The 15,362-nt window shown below is 65.2% G+C and carries 17 protein-coding genes; 10 read left to right on the top strand and 7 right to left on the bottom strand.

Annotated elements, in window-relative coordinates; genetic code table 11:
* Nucleotides 1-138: 138 nt before the first annotated feature.
* Both RMR04_RS13235 and RMR04_RS13230 read right to left on the bottom strand, forming a co-directional pair.
* A complete protein-coding gene (locus RMR04_RS13235; RefSeq protein ID WP_311915075.1) occupies nucleotides 139-1,515 on the bottom strand; it encodes a PleD family two-component system response regulator in 1,377 nt (458 codons plus the stop codon).
* An 18-nt stretch (nucleotides 1,516-1,533) separates the two neighbouring features.
* Complete coding sequence (locus RMR04_RS13230; protein ID WP_310149449.1) at nucleotides 1,534-1,905, bottom strand: response regulator; 372 nt, start codon at nucleotides 1,903-1,905, stop codon at nucleotides 1,534-1,536.
* Between the two features lie 139 nt (nucleotides 1,906-2,044).
* Between RMR04_RS13230 and RMR04_RS13225 the strand changes: the two genes are divergently transcribed.
* Both RMR04_RS13225 and RMR04_RS13220 read left to right on the top strand, forming a co-directional pair.
* Entirely contained in the window at nucleotides 2,045-2,335 is a 291-nt protein-coding gene (locus RMR04_RS13225) for a DUF3572 domain-containing protein (RefSeq protein WP_311915074.1), read from the top strand.
* Nucleotides 2,332-3,690, top strand: a complete 1,359-nt coding sequence (locus RMR04_RS13220) for a DNA polymerase IV (RefSeq protein ID WP_410492240.1) — start codon at nucleotides 2,332-2,334, stop codon at nucleotides 3,688-3,690. The genes RMR04_RS13225 and RMR04_RS13220 overlap by 4 nt, the downstream gene beginning before the upstream one ends.
* On the opposite strand, the gene RMR04_RS13215 is transcribed toward RMR04_RS13220, so the two are convergent.
* Entirely contained in the window at nucleotides 3,647-4,498 is an 852-nt protein-coding gene (locus RMR04_RS13215) for a cell envelope integrity EipB family protein (protein ID WP_311915073.1), read from the bottom strand. The two genes, RMR04_RS13220 and RMR04_RS13215, sit on opposite strands and share 44 nt — an antisense overlap.
* Nucleotides 4,499-4,694: 196 nt before the next feature.
* On the opposite strand from RMR04_RS13215, the gene RMR04_RS13210 reads away from it, so the two are divergent.
* The 7 genes from RMR04_RS13210 (at nucleotide 4,695) to RMR04_RS13180 (ending at nucleotide 9,900) form a co-directional block, all read left to right on the top strand.
* Nucleotides 4,695-5,165 carry a RidA family protein gene (locus RMR04_RS13210; protein ID WP_311915072.1) on the top strand — a complete coding sequence of 157 codons (471 nt, stop codon included), beginning with the start codon at nucleotides 4,695-4,697 and terminating at the stop codon, nucleotides 5,163-5,165.
* On the top strand, nucleotides 5,165-5,929 hold the full coding sequence (locus tag RMR04_RS13205; RefSeq protein ID WP_311915071.1) for a glycerophosphodiester phosphodiesterase family protein: 765 nt from the start codon (nucleotides 5,165-5,167) through the stop codon (nucleotides 5,927-5,929). The genes RMR04_RS13210 and RMR04_RS13205 overlap by 1 nt, the downstream gene beginning before the upstream one ends.
* Entirely contained in the window at nucleotides 5,926-7,191 is a 1,266-nt protein-coding gene (locus tag RMR04_RS13200) for a GNAT family N-acetyltransferase (RefSeq protein WP_311915070.1), read from the top strand. Before RMR04_RS13205 ends, RMR04_RS13200 begins: the two co-directional genes overlap by 4 nt.
* A complete protein-coding gene (locus RMR04_RS13195) occupies nucleotides 7,184-7,969 on the top strand; it encodes a hypothetical protein (protein ID WP_311915069.1) in 786 nt (261 codons plus the stop codon). Before RMR04_RS13200 ends, RMR04_RS13195 begins: the two co-directional genes overlap by 8 nt.
* Nucleotides 7,970-8,027: 58 nt before the next feature.
* The gene (locus RMR04_RS13190) at nucleotides 8,028-8,459 is read left to right on the top strand and encodes an HIT family protein (RefSeq protein ID WP_311915068.1); all 432 of its coding nucleotides are present in this window, start codon (nucleotides 8,028-8,030) and stop codon (nucleotides 8,457-8,459) included.
* Between the two features lie 62 nt (nucleotides 8,460-8,521).
* Nucleotides 8,522-8,986, top strand: a complete 465-nt coding sequence (locus RMR04_RS13185) for a carboxymuconolactone decarboxylase family protein (RefSeq protein ID WP_311915067.1) — start codon at nucleotides 8,522-8,524, stop codon at nucleotides 8,984-8,986.
* Nucleotides 8,983-9,900 (top strand): sigma-70 family RNA polymerase sigma factor, encoded by a 918-nt coding sequence (locus RMR04_RS13180; protein WP_311915066.1) that lies wholly within the window; start codon nucleotides 8,983-8,985, stop codon nucleotides 9,898-9,900. The genes RMR04_RS13185 and RMR04_RS13180 overlap by 4 nt, the downstream gene beginning before the upstream one ends.
* Here RMR04_RS13180 and RMR04_RS13175 read toward each other — a convergent pair.
* Complete coding sequence (locus RMR04_RS13175) at nucleotides 9,897-10,253, bottom strand: AzlD domain-containing protein (RefSeq protein ID WP_311915065.1); 357 nt, start codon at nucleotides 10,251-10,253, stop codon at nucleotides 9,897-9,899. The genes RMR04_RS13180 and RMR04_RS13175 overlap by 4 nt on opposite strands.
* Nucleotides 10,250-10,975 (bottom strand): AzlC family ABC transporter permease, encoded by a 726-nt coding sequence (locus tag RMR04_RS13170; RefSeq protein WP_311915064.1) that lies wholly within the window; start codon nucleotides 10,973-10,975, stop codon nucleotides 10,250-10,252. Before RMR04_RS13170 ends, RMR04_RS13175 begins: the two co-directional genes overlap by 4 nt.
* A 329-nt stretch (nucleotides 10,976-11,304) precedes the next feature.
* Between RMR04_RS13170 and RMR04_RS13165 the strand changes: the two genes are divergently transcribed.
* Entirely contained in the window at nucleotides 11,305-12,369 is a 1,065-nt protein-coding gene (locus RMR04_RS13165; RefSeq protein WP_311915063.1) for a dienelactone hydrolase family protein, read from the top strand.
* Between the two features lie 127 nt (nucleotides 12,370-12,496).
* Here RMR04_RS13165 and RMR04_RS13160 read toward each other — a convergent pair whose 3' ends face one another.
* Together RMR04_RS13160 and clpA are read right to left on the bottom strand one after the other, a co-directional pair.
* Nucleotides 12,497-12,769 (bottom strand): hypothetical protein, encoded by a 273-nt coding sequence (locus RMR04_RS13160; protein WP_311915062.1) that lies wholly within the window; start codon nucleotides 12,767-12,769, stop codon nucleotides 12,497-12,499.
* A gap of 4 nt (nucleotides 12,770-12,773) precedes the next feature.
* Nucleotides 12,774-15,302: an ATP-dependent Clp protease ATP-binding subunit ClpA gene (gene clpA / locus RMR04_RS13155; RefSeq protein ID WP_311915061.1), complete on the bottom strand. Its 2,529-nt coding sequence runs from the start codon at nucleotides 15,300-15,302 to the stop codon at nucleotides 12,774-12,776.
* Nucleotides 15,303-15,362: the final 60 nt, after the last annotated feature.

Below are 15,362 nucleotides of genomic sequence, written 5' to 3'. Positions count from 1 at the left end.
AAGCAGCAACAGTTAGCCGCTGCGTTGAATCGACCCTACAGGCAGGCCCTCCCGAATCAATCCAATTGGACCGATTCACCAATATTCATCGATGCTTAACCTTACCGGCTAACCGTTTCGGGCCGCTAGAGCAGGTTTTTAGGCGGCATTAGCCACGATGACGCGGTTTCGCCCGGCATCCTTGGCGCGGTAGAGCGCATCATCGGCGCGCTTCATCATCTCCGCTGCCGAGGCATCGCCCGCGCGCCGGCTCGCGACCCCGATCGAGACCGTCACCGTGATGGAGCGCGTGTTGCGGTGGATGCTGAAAGGCTCGGCCTCGACCCGCTCGCGGATACGCTCTGCAACCGCGCAGGCCGCGTCCAGAGCGGTATCGGGCAGCACCACGACGACCTCCTCGCCGCCCATTCGGGCGACCAGATCGATGCCGCGCGTGCAGGCGCGCACCCGATCGGCGAATTCGCGCAGCACCTCGTCGCCAGCGTCATGCCCCCAGGTGTCGTTGACGACCTTGAAGCGATCGACATCGAGGACGAGCATGGCGAGCGAGCGGGCCCTGAGCGCCGATTCATCGAACATCGTGCCCATGCGGCTGTCCATGAAACGGCGGTTATGCAGGCCGGTGAGCTGATCCATCACCGCCATTTCCATGGACGACTGGACGCTGTCGCGCAGCCGCTCGGTAAAGCGCTTGCGGCGCACCTGCGTGCGTACGCGCGCCAGGAGCTCGTTGCGGTCGACCGGACGGATCAGGAAGTCATGGGCCCCGATCTCGAGGCCGCGCAGGATGCGGGTGCGGTCCTCGGCCTCGCCCAGCATCAGCACCGAGACGTTGCGGGTGCGCTCGAGCGAGCGCAGCTGACTGCAGATGCGCAGGCCGTCATAGGCCTTGAGGTCAAGGCTGACGAGAACGCTGTCGTAATCGCCCTCGGCAGCCCGCACCAGGGCCTGATGCGGATCGGTCTCGATCTCGACGACGTGGAAGGCCGAAAGCGCGCTCGACAGCCGTTCGGTCACGGTCGGCCGGTCCTCGATCACCAGGATGCGGCCGTTCAGACCGGTCTCGGAGGCTGCGGCGGCAAGCGGATCGGCGATGCCGAGCCGGCGCGAGGCGAAAGCGCGGTTGCGCAACTCGTCCGTGACGGATTTCAAGCGAACAAGGCTGCGCACGCGGGCAAACAGCGCGGTGTCGTCCAGCGGCTTGGTCAGGAAATCGTCAGCCCCGGCATCCAACCCCTTCAGGCGATCGCCGGGCTGATCGAGCGCCGTCACCATCACGACCGGGATATGGGCCGTGGTCGCGCCGTTCTTCAAGCGCCGGCAGACCTCGAAGCCGTCCATGCCCGGCATCATCACGTCGAGCAGGACGATGTCCGCCTCGCCGCGTTCGCAGATCGCCAGCGCCTCGATTCCGTTCAGCGCGGTCACGACGTCGAAATACTCCGCTGAAAGCTTCGCCTCCAGCAGCTTCACATTGGTGACGATGTCGTCGACGACGAGGACACGGGCTGACATGGTTTTGCTTTCGAAGCCTCAGGCTGGGCCAGCGTAGGCGCGGACCGTCTCCAAGAATTTTGCCACCGAGATCGGCTTGGAGAGATAAGCCTCGCAGCCTCCCTCGCGAATGCGTTCTTCGTCACCCTTCATCGCAAAAGCCGTCACCGCGATAACGGGGATGGATTTGAGGGTATCATCCTCCTTGATCCATTTGGTGACTTCGAGCCCCGAGACCTCGGGAAGCTGGATGTCCATCAAAATCAGATCGGGATGATGCGTGCGCGCGAGTTCGATCGCCTCGATGCCATCGGCAGTCTTCAGCGTGGCATAGCCATGCGCTTCAAGCAAATCATTGAAGAGCTTCATGTTGAGCTCATTGTCCTCGACGATCAAAACCGTCTTCATCATGCCGCCCTTCAAACGCGCCACTGACAGGCCATCTCGATCCTGCCATCACAAGTTGGCGGCCTCATTCAAAGATTACGTTAGCATGAGAGCCGTTGACGAAACGCAAACCTGAAGCTCGATTCGGAAGGCAGCTCCCGCCATGGCAAGATCCCCCTCCGTCGAGGATGCCGAAAACCTCGCGCTGCGCGCGCTGGGCTTCCTCGCTGCAGATCCGGCGCGCCTGGAGCCGTTTCTGGCGCAAACCGGCCTCGGCCCCTCGAATCTAAGAGCAGCGGCGCAAGAGCCCGGTTTCCTCGCCGCAGTGCTCGATCATCTCGCCGGCAGCGATTCGCTGCTGTTGGAGTTTGCCGGAAATTTAAGCTTGAATCCGGAAATCGTCGCTCAGGCCCGCGGACGGCTCGCCGGACCGCCGATGGGCGACGCCCCGTGACCGACCGGGCCGCGCAGCCTGCGCGGCGCGTGCTCTGCCGCGATTGCCTCATCGACCATGAGGAGGCAATCGCTGCGCTGCGCCGCTGCCCGGCTTGCGGCTCCCCGCGGCTGCTGCGCCATCCCGAGCGCGATGCCTTGAGCCTCGCCCATATCGACTGCGACGCCTTCTATGCGGCAATCGAGAAGCGCGACGATCCCACGCTGCTCGACAAGCCGGTGATCATCGGCGGCGGCAAGCGCGGCGTGGTCTCGACGGCCTGCTATATCGCGCGGACCTATGGCGTGCGCTCGGCGATGCCGATGTTCAAGGCCCTGGAGGCCTGCCCCGAAGCCGTGGTCGTCAAGCCGAACATGGCGAAATATGTCGCGGCCGGGCGCGAGGTCAGGCGATTAATGCAGGAGCTGACGCCGCTGGTCGAGCCGCTCTCGATCGACGAGGCCTTTCTCGACCTCGCCGGAACCGAGCGGCTGCATCACGCCAGCCCCGCCATCACGCTCGCGCGCTTCGCCAAGCGGATCGAAGGCGAAGTCGGGATCAGCATCTCCATCGGCCTGTCCTATGCCAAATTCCTGGCCAAGGTCGCCTCCGACATGGACAAGCCGCGCGGCTTCTCCGTCATCGGGCGGGCGGAGGCCGTCGCGTTTCTGGCGAGAAAGCCGGTCAGCCTCATTCCCGGTGTCGGCCAGGCGAGTGCGGCCAAGCTCGCCGAATCCGGCTTCCGCCTGATCGGCGATCTGCGCGAAGCGCCGATCGACAAGCTCTTCCGCCTGGCCGGCAAGGATGGGCCGCGACTGAAGAAGCTCGCCAACGGCATCGACGAGCGCCAGGTCACGCCCGACCGCGAGACCAAGAGCGTGTCCAGCGAAACCACGCTCGACACCGATCTTTCGCGCTTCGAGGATCTCGAGCCGGTGCTGTGGCGGCTCTGCGAGAAAACCTCGAAACGCCTCAAGGCCCAGGCACTCGCGGGCCGGACCATCACCATGAAGCTGAAGACGGCGGATTTTCACGCGATCACGCGCGCCAGTCGCCTGCCGGAGCCGACACAATTGGCGGCCAGGCTGTTCGCCGCTGGGCGCGACCTGCTCAGGCGCGAATGCAACGGCCAGCGCTACCGGCTGATCGGCATCGGCGCGAGCGATTTCAGCGCCCCCGAGGAAGCCGACCATGGCGACCTCGCCGATGTCGCGACCCCCAGGCTGAAGGCGATGGAGGGCGCGCTCGACGCGCTGCGCGCGCGCTTCGGCGATGCGTCGATCGGCAAGGGCCTCAGTCTGCGCGGTCCGCAGCGGGCCAGCGGCGCAAGCGCTACTTCGCGCAATCCTGCTTCGGAAGAAGATCCAGACGCGTGAGCGTGCCGCGCAGGGCGAAGCTGCCATAGTCGAGCTTGATCGCGCCGGTCACGCCATTCTCATAGAGCTCGAAGGAGATGGTGTAGGAGGGCGTGGTCTCGCCGGAATCGACCTTGAAATAGGAGATCGACACCGGCCAGCGCGCGAGCGTCTCGAATTCCGGCCGCTGCAGCGGTGCCTCGGAGGGCTTGGTCTCGATCCGCTTCCCGATCACCGAGAGCGTGTCATAGACCTCCTTGCCGCTATTGGCGCCGTCATAGAGGCGCACGTTCAGCGTGGTCTTGCCGGCGCGCGCGGCCTCGATCACCGCCTTCATCTGCGCGTTCGGGAACAGGGCGTCCGTCGTCTGGCGCACCGTCTCGGGCTTGGGCGCGCTGAGCTTGATCTCGTAGCCGCCACCGGATTTCTGGACCGAGCCGTCGACGATCTCGGCCGGAGCGCCGGCCGCGGAGCTTTCGGTCTTGAAGCGGTAGCTCGCCCCGTCGCCGGCCTCGAAGCTCGTCGTGCGCGCATCGATGGTGCGCGGACCGCCTTCGCTGCTGCTCACCTGCGTGACCTGGCGAAAGGAGAGTACATAGCCCTCGCAGGCATCGCCGGTGAAATCGAAGGCAATGCGACCGCGCGCCGCCTCGATGCTGGTGGCGGGTTTGTCGTCGTCGAGCACAAGATCATAGACCGCGCGATGGGGCGCCAGAACCACGCGCCCGACCGATTGAGGCTGCGCCGAGGCGCCGACGCTCGCCAGCACGGCGACCGTGCTCAGGATACCCGCCAGGGTACTCGCAAGGCCAAATCCGTTCATGCTCATGACATTTGCCGCTCTGCTAGGTGACCGAATAGGTGATCGAACGAATCTAGGTGCATTGCAGCGGTGGCGCAAACAAGGCGTAAGGCCGCCTTCGTGAACGCCGGGCCGAGCCGCCTTGCGAGCATATCGAGGCTGCTTGCGGCTTGCCCGGCCATCGGCCATGAAGGTTTTATTCCATCGAGCCGGAGCACGCCCCATGAGCGCAATCGAAGCCAAGCTTGCCGAACTCGGCATCACCCTGCCCTCTCCGGCCGCGCCGGTCGCGAATTATGTGCCCTATGTCATCACCGGCAAGCTGCTGGTGATCTCCGGCCAGCTCTGCTTTGGCCTCGATGGCAAGCTCTCCGACAGCCACAAGGGCAAGCTCGGTGCCGAGATCTTCAACGAGGCCGGCATCGAGGCGGCGCGGCTTTGCGCCATCAACGTGCTGGCGCAGGCGAAGGCCGCGCTCGGCGATCTCGACCGGATCACCCGTTGCGTGCGACTCGGGGGCTTCATCAACGCGATGCCGCATTTCGCCGGCCTGCCGGCGATCATGAACGGCGCCTCGGATTTGATGGTCGAGGCGCTCGGCGACAAGGGGCGCCATGCCCGCTCGACCATCGGCGTCGCCGAACTCCCGGCCGACGCCGCCGTCGAAGTCGAGGCGATGTTCGAGATCGCGTGATGGCGCAGCTTGCGACATCCGGACTCGGCTGGCTCGTCGCCCGACCAATCGCGCATCGTGGCCTGCATGATGCGAAGATAGGGTTGATCGAGAACAGCCTGTCCGCCGCCGAAGGCGCCATCGCTGGCGGCTTCGGCATCGAATGCGACGTCCAGCTCAGCGCAGACGGCGAGGCGATGGTGTTTCACGATTTCGTGCTCGACCGATTGACGGCCGAGACCGGCCTCGTCAACGAGCGGAGCGCGCAGGCGCTGGCCGGGATTGCCCTGAAGGGCAGCAGTGACCGCATTCCGACGCTGAACGCCTTTCTCGATGCGGTCGCGGGGCGCGTGCCGCTAGTGATCGAGGTCAAGAGCCGCTTCGACGGCGCTCTCGCTTTGGCGCAGCGCACGGCCGAGATCGTCAACCAGCGCGCCGGCCAGCCGATCGTGCTGAAATCCTTCGACCCCGTGATCGTCACGGCATTGCGCAAGCTCGCACCCGGCATTCCGCGCGGGATCGTGGCGATGAGCGACTATTCCTATCCCGACTATGATCACCTCGACGCCACCCAGAAACATGCGCTGGCCAATCTGCTGCATTTCGGCGAGAGCCGGCCGGACTTTTTGTCCTGGAAGGTTGCTGATTTGCCGAGCGCGGCTCCCTATCTCTGTCGGGAGGCGTTGGGCCTGCCGGTGATGAGCTGGACGGTGCGCAACGTTCAGGATCGCGAGCGGGCCGCATTGCATGCCGACCAGATGGTCTTCGAGGGCTTCAAACCTTGAGTGTTGACGGACGCGACGACCTCAGGGTGCGCGTCGCGACGTCTTTGAAGACCGTCCCCGCCGCCGCATGGAACGCCTGCGCCAACCCGCTCGCGTTGCGCGCCGCCATGGCCGCAACCTCCCCGGCCCCTACCTCCCAGGCTCCTGCCTGCCTGGATCTCGCCTCGGCGGTCGACGAGGACAATCCCTTCGTCTCGCATGCCTTCCTGCTCGCCCTGGAGGAGAGCGGTTGCGTCGGCAGGCGTTCCGGCTGGTCCCCGGCCTATCTGCTGGTCGAGGATGCGCAAGGCTCGCTGCTGGCGGCGGCGCCAAGTTTCCTCAAGAGCCACAGCCAGGGCGAATATGTCTTCGACCATGCCTGGGCCGATGCCTATGAGCGCGCCGGCGGGCGCTACTACCCCAAGCTCCAGCTCGCAGCCCCCTTCACGCCCGCGACCGGGCCGCGCCTGCTGGTCGCCGAGGGCCTGCGCGCCGATGAGGCCCGCGCCGGGCTGATCGCCGGGCTGGAGGCGCTGCGCGGGCAAGCGAACGCCTCCTCGGTCCATGTCACCTTCGCGCAGGAGCCCGACATCACGGCGCTGCGCGAGGCCGGCTATCTGGAGCGGCACGACCTTCAGTTTCACTGGCGCAACGAAGACTTTGAAACCTATGACGATTTCCTGGGAACGCTGGCCTCGCGGAAGCGCAAGGCACTGAAGCGCGAGCGGCGCGAGGCACTCTCGGCCGACATCACCGTCGATGTCCTGTCCGGGCCAGATCTGACTGAGGCCGTCTGGGACGACTTCCATTCCTTCTACGAGGACACCGGCTCGCGCAAATGGGGCCGGCCCTATCTCAACCGCGCCTTCTTCTCGGCCGTGAGCGCGGCAATGGGCGAGCGCATCGTGCTGATGATGGCCAGGCGAGCCGGCCGCTACATCGCCGGCGCGATCAATTTCCGCGGCGCCAACACGCTTTATGGCCGCAACTGGGGTTGCATCGAGGACCACCCCTTCCTGCATTTCGAGCTCTGCTATCATCAGGCGATCGACTACGCGATCGCCCATAAGCTCAGCCGCGTCGAGGCCGGCGCACAGGGCGAGCATAAGCTCGCGCGCGGCTACCGGCCGGTGCTGACGCGCTCGCTGCATCATCTCGCCGATCCCGGGCTTCGCCGCGCCGTCGCCGCCCATCTCGTCAATGAGCGCCAGCATATCGCGCAGGCACAGGAGGCGCTTGCAGCGGAAAGCCCCTTCAGGAAAACCGGGGGCGCCGATGACTGAGGCTGCTTCCGCGGGTAGCGCCAGCCTCTTCTGCGACGATTCCGAACTCGGCTATCGCCGCAGCCTCACGGATTTCTCGGTGCCGTTGATGCTGGATCACAGCTATCGGCTCGCCCATCTGCCGCTCGTTGCGCCGAACCACCCGCGTGTCATCCCGCGGGTGGAGGGCAAGTTCTACGAGAGGGGGCGGCATCCGCCGGTTTTCTCGCTTGTCCTGCCGGTTCGCGACGAGGCCTTGCGAGGGTCTGCCGCCTTTCTCGCGCTGGAGGCTGAGATCAAGGCCGCACCCTTCGCCGCCAAGATCGCCTGGGATATCCTGGCGCGCCGCAAGGACAGGCTGCACGCGACGGTCTGCGGCTCGCTCGGAACCGGTGGGGAGCCAACTATTGCGGACGAGACGCGGCGAGCGCTCCGCGCGATCCCGCCTTTCGCTGTCGAACTGCGCGGCCTGTTCTCGGGCAACGTCAATCGTGGCCGGCTCTATCTTGCCGCCTATCCGGAAAAACGCGACGGCATGAACATGCTGCAAGCCGTGCAGCAGGCCTTCGGACGCTCGCCTGGCGATCTCTGGCTGGTCGGCCTCTACAATCTGACGGACGACCTCGATGCCCGGGAGACCGCGGCGCTGGCGGACATCGTGATGCGCTGGCGGGACCGACCGCTGCAGCGTCTCGAGGCGACGGCGTTTGAAATCCTGGGCGCCTGCGACGATCTCGTGCTCGACAGCGTGGTCGAGGAGGTCCTGCCGCTTGCGGCTGCGCGCATCACGACGGGTTGACGGCACGGCGGGCGAGCCACAGGTTGCGCTCTCCCGCCTCCAGCCTGCCGGTCCCGTGATGAGCGCCTACGATCCCTCCAATGTCTTCGCCAAGATCCTGCGCGGCGAATTGCCTTCCCACACGGTCTATGAGGACGCCGAGACGCTGGCGATCATGGACATCATGCCGCGCTCCGACGGGCATGTCCTGGTCATCCCCAAGGCCGCCTGCCGCAATGTCTTCGATGCGCCGCCCGAGGCGCTGAAATCCGTTGCCCTCAGCGTCCAGACGCTGGCGCGGGCGGTAAAATCAGCCTTCAACGCCGATGGCGTCACGATCCAGCAGTTCAACGAGGCCGCCGGCGGGCAGGTCGTGTTCCACCTGCATGTTCATGTCATGCCGCGCCATGATGGCGTGGCGCTGCGGCCCCATACCGGCGCGATGGAGAAGCCGGAGGTTTTGACCGCGAATGCAGAAAAAATTCGGGCCGCGCTAAAAAATAATCTCTGAGCGATGTCACGAGCGCCAGCGCTGTCTCGTCTTGCATTCATCGAACCTCGATGGAGACCAAGATGACCCAACGCCTCAACGCCCTGCAGATTGCCCCTGCCGCCATCAACGCCGTACTCGGCGCGCAAAATTATGTCGAACAATGCGGACTGGAACACAGCCTGCTCGAACTGGTGAAGATGCGCGCCTCCCAGATCAACTCCTGCGCCTATTGCCTGCATATGCACACAGCCGACGCCCGCAAGGCTGGCGAGAGCGAGGCGAGGCTCTACCTGCTGACCGCCTGGGAGGAATCGGAACTCTACACCCCGCGCGAGCGCGCCGCGCTACGCTGGACGGAGGCGCTGACACGGCTTTCCGAGGGCGCCCCGAGCGACGAGGCCTTCGCCGAATTGCGTGAGCATTTCAGCGAGGTCGAATGCGTCAATCTTTCGGTGGCGATCGGTACGATCAATATCTGGAACCGCATCAATGCCGGCTTCCGCACCCGGCATCCGCAGGACCGTAACCGGCTCGCCGCCGCATGAGCGCGCGACCCGACAGCGTATCCAGCAACGCGTTCGAGCAGCACAGGCCATTCCTGACCCGATTGGCCTACCGCATGCTCGGCTCGGTCAGCGATGCCGAGGACGTGGTGCAGGATGCCTGGCTGCGCTGGCACGAGGCCGGACAGGAAGACATCATCAACCCGCGCGCCTATCTGGCGCGCGTGGTGACGCGGCTCTGCCTCGACCAGATGAAATCGGCCCGCAGCCGACGCGAATTCTATGTCGGAACCTGGCTGCCGGAGCCGATCGTCGAGAGCCTTGGTGGCAGCGAGCCGGTGGATGATGAGCTCGATGCGCCGATCGCGCTGATGCTGGCACTCGAACGGCTCTCGCCGCTGGAGCGGGCCGCTTTCCTGCTGCATGATATCTTCGACATCGGATTTGCCGAAATCGCCCGCATGCTGGAACGCAGCGAGGCCGCCTGCCGCCAGCTCGCCGCCCGGGCGCGCCAGCATGTCCGGCTCGACCTGCCGCCGCGCAACAGCGTCTCTCGCGAGGAGGCTACGCGCTATGCCGAGGCCTTCTTCAAGGCCTCGCATCAATCTGACCCGACCCTGCTGCAGCAACTGCTCGCACGCGATGTCGTCCTGCACAGCGACGGCGGCGGCAAGGTGCCGGCCTCGATCAACCAGATCTTCGGCCTCGACAAGGTCGCGCGCTTCTTCGCGGGCATCGCCCAGAAAGTCGCAAAACTCGGTCAGACGACCACGCGCTATGAGCCCGTGCTGATCAACGGCCTGCCGGGTTATGTCAGCCTCGAACGCGGCGAGACCCTGCAGGCGACCGCGCTCGATATCCGAGACGGCCTGATTCACGCCATCTATGTCATCCGCAACCCCGACAAGCTGCGGCATGTTTCGCCGCCGATCCAACAAGGCGACGGCCTGACCTAGATCAGCAGCCACGCCCCGGCGATCAGCGTCGCCTCCCCCATGAGCACGGCGAGCATCACCCTGCGCCGGTCGAAGAGCATGATCGCCAGCGCGACAGTGAGCGCGCCGACCCGCAAGCCTAAGGGCGCCGCCGCCAGGGCGCCGGGCGGCACGATGATCAGCTTGGCGACAACGCCAGCCAGAAGCGCGGTCGCGACCGCCCTCACCCATTCAAGCGCGGGCGATTCAGGCTGGATCCGCCGCGCGAACGCAACCGCGAGCCAGCGCCAGATCTCGGTCGGCAGCACGGCGAAGAGCAGCAAGGCGAGATAGGGCCAGTAGGCGCCATCGAGGCCGGGAATTGGCGGCGTCATACGGCCCTCCCGCGCCTGCGGCCAATCAAGAAGGCGATGCTGCCGGCGATCACTCCAGCGACGATCAGATCGAAGCCGCCGCCGATGAAACGGTCGCAGATCGGCGCCAGCGCAAGGCCCAGCACCATGGCCACGATATCGCCGCGATGCCGGATGCCCGCCGCCAGCGAAACCAGGAAGAAGATCGGCGTCAGGCAGAGCAGCCCTGCGGCAAACGGAATCGGCAAGGCGTTGACGAGATAATAGCCCGCGAAGGTGCCGATCGAGCTGACGGCCATGCAGGTGTTGGCGAAGCCGAGGAAATAGGCGACGCGCTGCGGCGGTGGCACGGCAGGCAAGCGCCGCAAGCCCTCGGTCCACGCGGTCACGGCGACATAATGCGACAAGGCAAGCTGGAGCCAGACGCTTTGCCCAGGCCTGCGCAGCAAGGGCAGGATCGCGACCGTCATCGGCAGGAAACGCAATGAGGCGAAGCCGATCGCGATCGCAATCGCGCTCCAGGCGGCGCCTGCGGCGATAGAAGCGAAGAAGATCACCTGCGACGGCCCGGCCCAGACCAGCATGGTCGACAGCACCGCGACCTCGACGGGATAGCCGACATCCCGCGCCAATGAACCGATTCCGACGAGCCCGAAGCCGACGACCCAGGCCGGCAGGGAGAGCGCATCGCGCATGCCGGCCAGCGCCACACGCTGCCAGCTCCAGTCTGCCGATACGCTCATGATGATTTCTGCGAGGCTGCGGGCGAGGGAAGGAACTTGCGGACGATCGGACGATGACATCGTTCTAGCGCGACCTGCAGGGCTCGCGCGCGTGCCCGTAGCTGACCGGCCCCGCGTCGCATGCAGGGCACTCTGCCCAACCCACGACATGGCAAGCCGCAGCGGGGAGGCTCGGGTCAGCCGGACGGGGGCGCCCTCCGCCAAATCTGAGCCAATCCGCGTTTCGCGGCGCCGTGGCTCCGCCACTCCTTGAACCGGCGCCCAAATCGCCGCCCCCCACGAACGTCGCCTTGACGTAATTAACCGTCCGGTACAATTCTTCCCCGGACATGAGCGAGAACTGGATTCAGGCAATGAAATCCAGCGGCATCAGTCGGGAGGACGACATGGGGTTGTATCTACGCATAGCGGGCATCGCATTTGCGGTCACGATCTGGGTCGGGGGCGCGTCGGCGCAGGAGGCCGCACCGAAAGACTTGGCCGCACCGAAAGACTTGGCCGCCAGGGTCGAACTTTACGCCGTGCCCACGCTCACCCTGAGCGACAGCCAGTTTCTCTCAGGCGACCCGAATGCACAGGCGGCCGTGGTCACGGGCGAACTCTCCATCGCCCAGGGCAGCGGGCGGTTGCCGGTCGCTGTCCTGATGCATGGCTCTGGCGGAATCGGCGGGAACGTTCAGTACTGGAAAAGACTGTTCAATGCGGAAGGCATATCGACCTTCGTGATCGACGGCGTCACCGGCCGCGGATTTACCGGCGTCGGCGACAAGCAGGCATCGCTGGGACGCCTGAACTTCATCCTGGACATCTACCGGTCGCTCGAAATTCTCGGCAAACATCCGCGCGTCGACCCGAGCAAGGTGGTCATGGTGGGTTTCTCGCGCGGCGGACAAGCGGCGCTTTACTCCAGCGTCGAGCGTTTCCAGAAGCTCTGGAATAAGAGCGGTCTCGATTTCGCGTCTTATGTGGTCTTCTATCCCGATTGCGGAACGACATACCGGGACGACGACAAGGTCTCGCGCAAGCCGATCCGGATCTTTCACGGCTCGCCGGACAACTATAATCCGGTCTCCCCCTGCAAGGCTTATGTGGCGCGTCTGAAACAGGCTGGCGCGGATGTCCAATTGACCGAATATCCCAACGCCGAGCACGGCTTCGACAACCCGCTGGGCGCCAACCCTCCTGTGCCGACCAAAGCCGACCAGTCTGTACGGGCGTGCAAAATCCGGGAGAACGAAAGCGCCATCCTGCTCAACGAGGCGACGCAGAAGCCGTTCGCCTATACCGACGACTGCGTCAGCATCGGGCCGACAGTCGGCTTCAATCCCGAGGCCACCAAGGCAGCAACCGCAGCGGTCCTGGAATTCGTCCGATCGACCGCCGGCACGAAGTAGAGACCGCCCAAGCCCTCTCCCGCACGGAATCGTCCTGGCAGGGCGAGGCACCCACACACAGCCCCCGCTTTCACGCGGGGGCTGGAAGCGTTCTACAGCAACAGACCGGCGGCCAGGAGGCGGGATCTCAGCGGCCGCCCTTCATGATGATGCCGATCAGCTCGTTGCCGAAGTCGATCAATTCCTTGGGCACGCCACCGACCGCCTTCACGCCGAGATAGATCAGGTAGATGAAGGCCGGCACGAGAATCCAGCCCAGGATCTCCTCGAACAGCTTGCGCCGCCGGCGGCGCTGCTCACGCTTCTCGAACCATCCGAGCTTCTGCTTGCGCGCCGGAGCCTCCGGCGCGGATTCCGGCGCCTGCGCCAGAAGGGGGGCGGGTTTTCGCTTGAACCACACGGTTTCAGGCCTTGGTCAGAGGAACTTTCGGCACGGTCCTGACAAGACGCTGCGTCTTCGGCGCCTCGGGACCTCCGCCGGGCTTGCCAGCGGAGCCGCCTTTGGCAGGTCTTTTCGGCGATGTCGAGGCCACAGGCTCGCTCGCCGCCTTGGCGCGCGGCTTGCGCTCGCGCTTCTCGCCTGCCGCCGCGACGTCCTTTTCGGGCTTTGGCTTCACGGGCCCTTCCGGGAATTCGAGCCCCAGCACCTTGATGCCGGTCTCGGACTGGACGACCACGACCTTGACCGCGCCACCGTTCTTCAGACGTCCGAACAGGACTTCGTCAGCGAGCGGCGTCTTGATGGTCTGCTGGATCAGACGGGCCATCGGGCGGGCGCCCATCGCCTCGTCATAGCCGTTCTCGACCAGCCATTCGCGCGCCTCGTCGCTGAGCTCGATCGTGACGTTGCGGTCGGCGAGCTGGGCTTCGAGCTGAAGCACGAACTTGTCGACGACGCGGGCCACGACCGTCTTCGGCAGATGGCTGAAGGAGACGACCGAATCGAGCCGGTTGCGGAACTCCGGCGCGAACAGCTTGTTGATCGCCTCGGTGTCGTCGCCCTCGCGCTTCTGGCGGGTGAAGCCATAGGCGTTGCGGGCCATGTCGGCGGCACCGGCATTGGTCGTCATGATCAGGATGACGTTCCTGAAATCGACCTGCTTGCCGTTGTTATCGGTCAGTTTGCCGTGATCCATGACCTGCAACAGGATGTTGAACAGGTCGGGATGGGCCTTTTCGATCTCGTCGAGCAGCAGCACGGAATGCGGATGCTGGTCGATCTTGTCGGTCAGCAACCCGCCCTGGTCGAAGCCGACATAGCCCGGAGGCGCGCCGATCAACCGCGAAACGGTGTGGCGCTCCATATATTCCGACATGTCGAAGCGCACGAGCTCGACGCCCAGCGACAAGGCGAGCTGACGTGCGACCTCGGTCTTGCCGACACCGGTGGGACCAGCGAAGAGATAGCAGCCGATCGGCTTCTCGCCGTCGCGCAGGCCGGCGCGCGCCAGCTTGATCGACGAGGATAGGGCTTCGATCGCCTTTTCCTGGCCGTAGACGGTGCGCTTCAGCGTGCTCTCGAGATTGCGCAGCACCTCGGCGTCGTCCTTGGAGACGGTCTTGGCCGGGATGCGTGCCATGGTCGCGATGGCGGCCTCGACCTCTTTCACGCCGATGACCTTCTTGCGCTTGTTTTCGGCCACCAGCATCTGCGAAGCGCCGGTCTCGTCGATGACGTCGATCGCCTTGTCCGGCAGCTTGCGGTCATGGATATAGCGGGCCGAGAGCTCGACCGCCGCCTTGATGGCGTCGGCCGTGTAGCGCAGCTTGTGGAACTCTTCGAAATAGGGCTTCAGCCCCTTCAGGATCTCGATCGCATCGGGGATCGACGGCTCGTTGACGTCGATCTTCTGGAAGCGGCGCACCAGCGCCCGGTCCTTCTCGAAATACTGGCGGTATTCCTTGTAGGTGGTCGAGCCGATGCAACGCAGCCCGCCCGAGGCCAGCGCGGGCTTGAGCAAATTGGAGGCGTCCATCGCGCCGCCCGAGGTCGCGCCCGCGCCGATCACCGTATGGATCTCGTCGATGAACATGATCGCCTTGGGATGGGCCTCGATCTCCTTCATCACCTGCTTGAGGCGTTCCTCGAAATCGCCGCGATAGCGCGTGCCGGCTAACAGCGTGCCCATGTCGAGCGAGAACACGGTCGCGTCCTCCAGGACCTCCGGCACCTCGCCGCGGATGATCTTGAGCGCCAGGCCCTCGGCGATGGCGGTCTTGCCGACGCCGGGCTCGCCCACCAGCAGCGGGTTGTTCTTCTGCCGGCGGCAAAGGATCTGGATGGTGCGCTGGACCTCGGCCTCGCGGCCGATCAGCGGATCGATACGGCCGTCGCGCGCCTTGCGGTTGAGGTTGACGCAATAGGCGTCGAGCGCGCTTTCCTTCTTCTTCTTGTCCTTGTCGGCGTCGTTGCCCTGGTCGGCGGCGCGGGAATCGCGCTGCTGCTCAGGCTCTTCCTCGGCGCCGCGCACGGGCTTGGCCTCGCTCGCGCCGGGGCGCTTGGCGATGCCATGGCTGATGTAGTTGACCGCGTCGTAGCGGGTCATGTCCTGCTCCTGCAGGAAATAGGCGGCGTGGCTCTCGCGCTCGGCGAACATGGCGACGAGCACATTGGCGCCCGTCACCTCCTCGCGGCCCGAGGATTGGACATGAATCACCGCGCGCTGGATCACGCGCTGGAAGCCCGCCGTCGGCTTGGAATCGTCGCGCCCGTCGGTGACGAGGTTGGTCAGCTCCGCGTCGATATAATCGACCAGATTGCGCCGCAGCGTGTCGAGATCGACGCTGCAGGCGCGCATGACCGCCGCCGCGTCCTGGTCGTCGACCAGTGCGAGCAGGAGATGTTCCAGCGTGGCATATTCGTGGTGGCGTTCATTGGCGAGGGCAAGAGCCCGGTGAAGCGCCTGTTCGAGACTGCGCGAGAAACTCGGCACGGATAGCGCTCCTATTCCGATGTCTGAGGTGAGACCGAATCCAGATCGTCCAAACGCAAG

Origin of the sequence: Bosea sp. 685, assembly GCF_031884435.1 — a bacterium.
GTDB lineage: Bacteria > Pseudomonadota > Alphaproteobacteria > Rhizobiales > Beijerinckiaceae > Allobosea.
Note: the sequence above shows the minus strand (reverse complement) of the source record. Positions and strands in the feature narration are given on the sequence as shown.

What these genes read in the sequence shown, in the direction of transcription:
- RMR04_RS13235 (WP_311915075.1), bottom strand. Translation starts at nt 1,515, where the DNA reads ATGTCAGCCCGTGTCCTCGTCGTCGACGACATCGTCACCAATGTGAAG.
- RMR04_RS13230 (WP_310149449.1), bottom strand. Translation starts at nt 1,905, where the DNA reads ATGATGAAGACGGTTTTGATCGTCGAGGACAATGAGCTCAACATGAAG.
- RMR04_RS13225 (WP_311915074.1), top strand. Translation starts at nt 2,045, where the DNA reads ATGGCAAGATCCCCCTCCGTCGAGGATGCCGAAAACCTCGCGCTGCGC.
- RMR04_RS13215 (WP_311915073.1), bottom strand. Translation starts at nt 4,498, where the DNA reads ATGAGCATGAACGGATTTGGCCTTGCGAGTACCCTGGCGGGTATCCTG.
- RMR04_RS13210 (WP_311915072.1), top strand. Translation starts at nt 4,695, where the DNA reads ATGAGCGCAATCGAAGCCAAGCTTGCCGAACTCGGCATCACCCTGCCC.
- RMR04_RS13205 (WP_311915071.1), top strand. Translation starts at nt 5,165, where the DNA reads ATGGCGCAGCTTGCGACATCCGGACTCGGCTGGCTCGTCGCCCGACCA.
- RMR04_RS13195 (WP_311915069.1), top strand. Translation starts at nt 7,184, where the DNA reads ATGACTGAGGCTGCTTCCGCGGGTAGCGCCAGCCTCTTCTGCGACGAT.
- RMR04_RS13190 (WP_311915068.1), top strand. Translation starts at nt 8,028, where the DNA reads ATGAGCGCCTACGATCCCTCCAATGTCTTCGCCAAGATCCTGCGCGGC.
- RMR04_RS13185 (WP_311915067.1), top strand. Translation starts at nt 8,522, where the DNA reads ATGACCCAACGCCTCAACGCCCTGCAGATTGCCCCTGCCGCCATCAAC.
- RMR04_RS13180 (WP_311915066.1), top strand. Translation starts at nt 8,983, where the DNA reads ATGAGCGCGCGACCCGACAGCGTATCCAGCAACGCGTTCGAGCAGCAC.
- RMR04_RS13175 (WP_311915065.1), bottom strand. Translation starts at nt 10,253, where the DNA reads ATGACGCCGCCAATTCCCGGCCTCGATGGCGCCTACTGGCCCTATCTC.
- RMR04_RS13170 (WP_311915064.1), bottom strand. Translation starts at nt 10,975, where the DNA reads ATGAGCGTATCGGCAGACTGGAGCTGGCAGCGTGTGGCGCTGGCCGGC.
- RMR04_RS13165 (WP_311915063.1), top strand. Translation starts at nt 11,305, where the DNA reads ATGAGCGAGAACTGGATTCAGGCAATGAAATCCAGCGGCATCAGTCGG.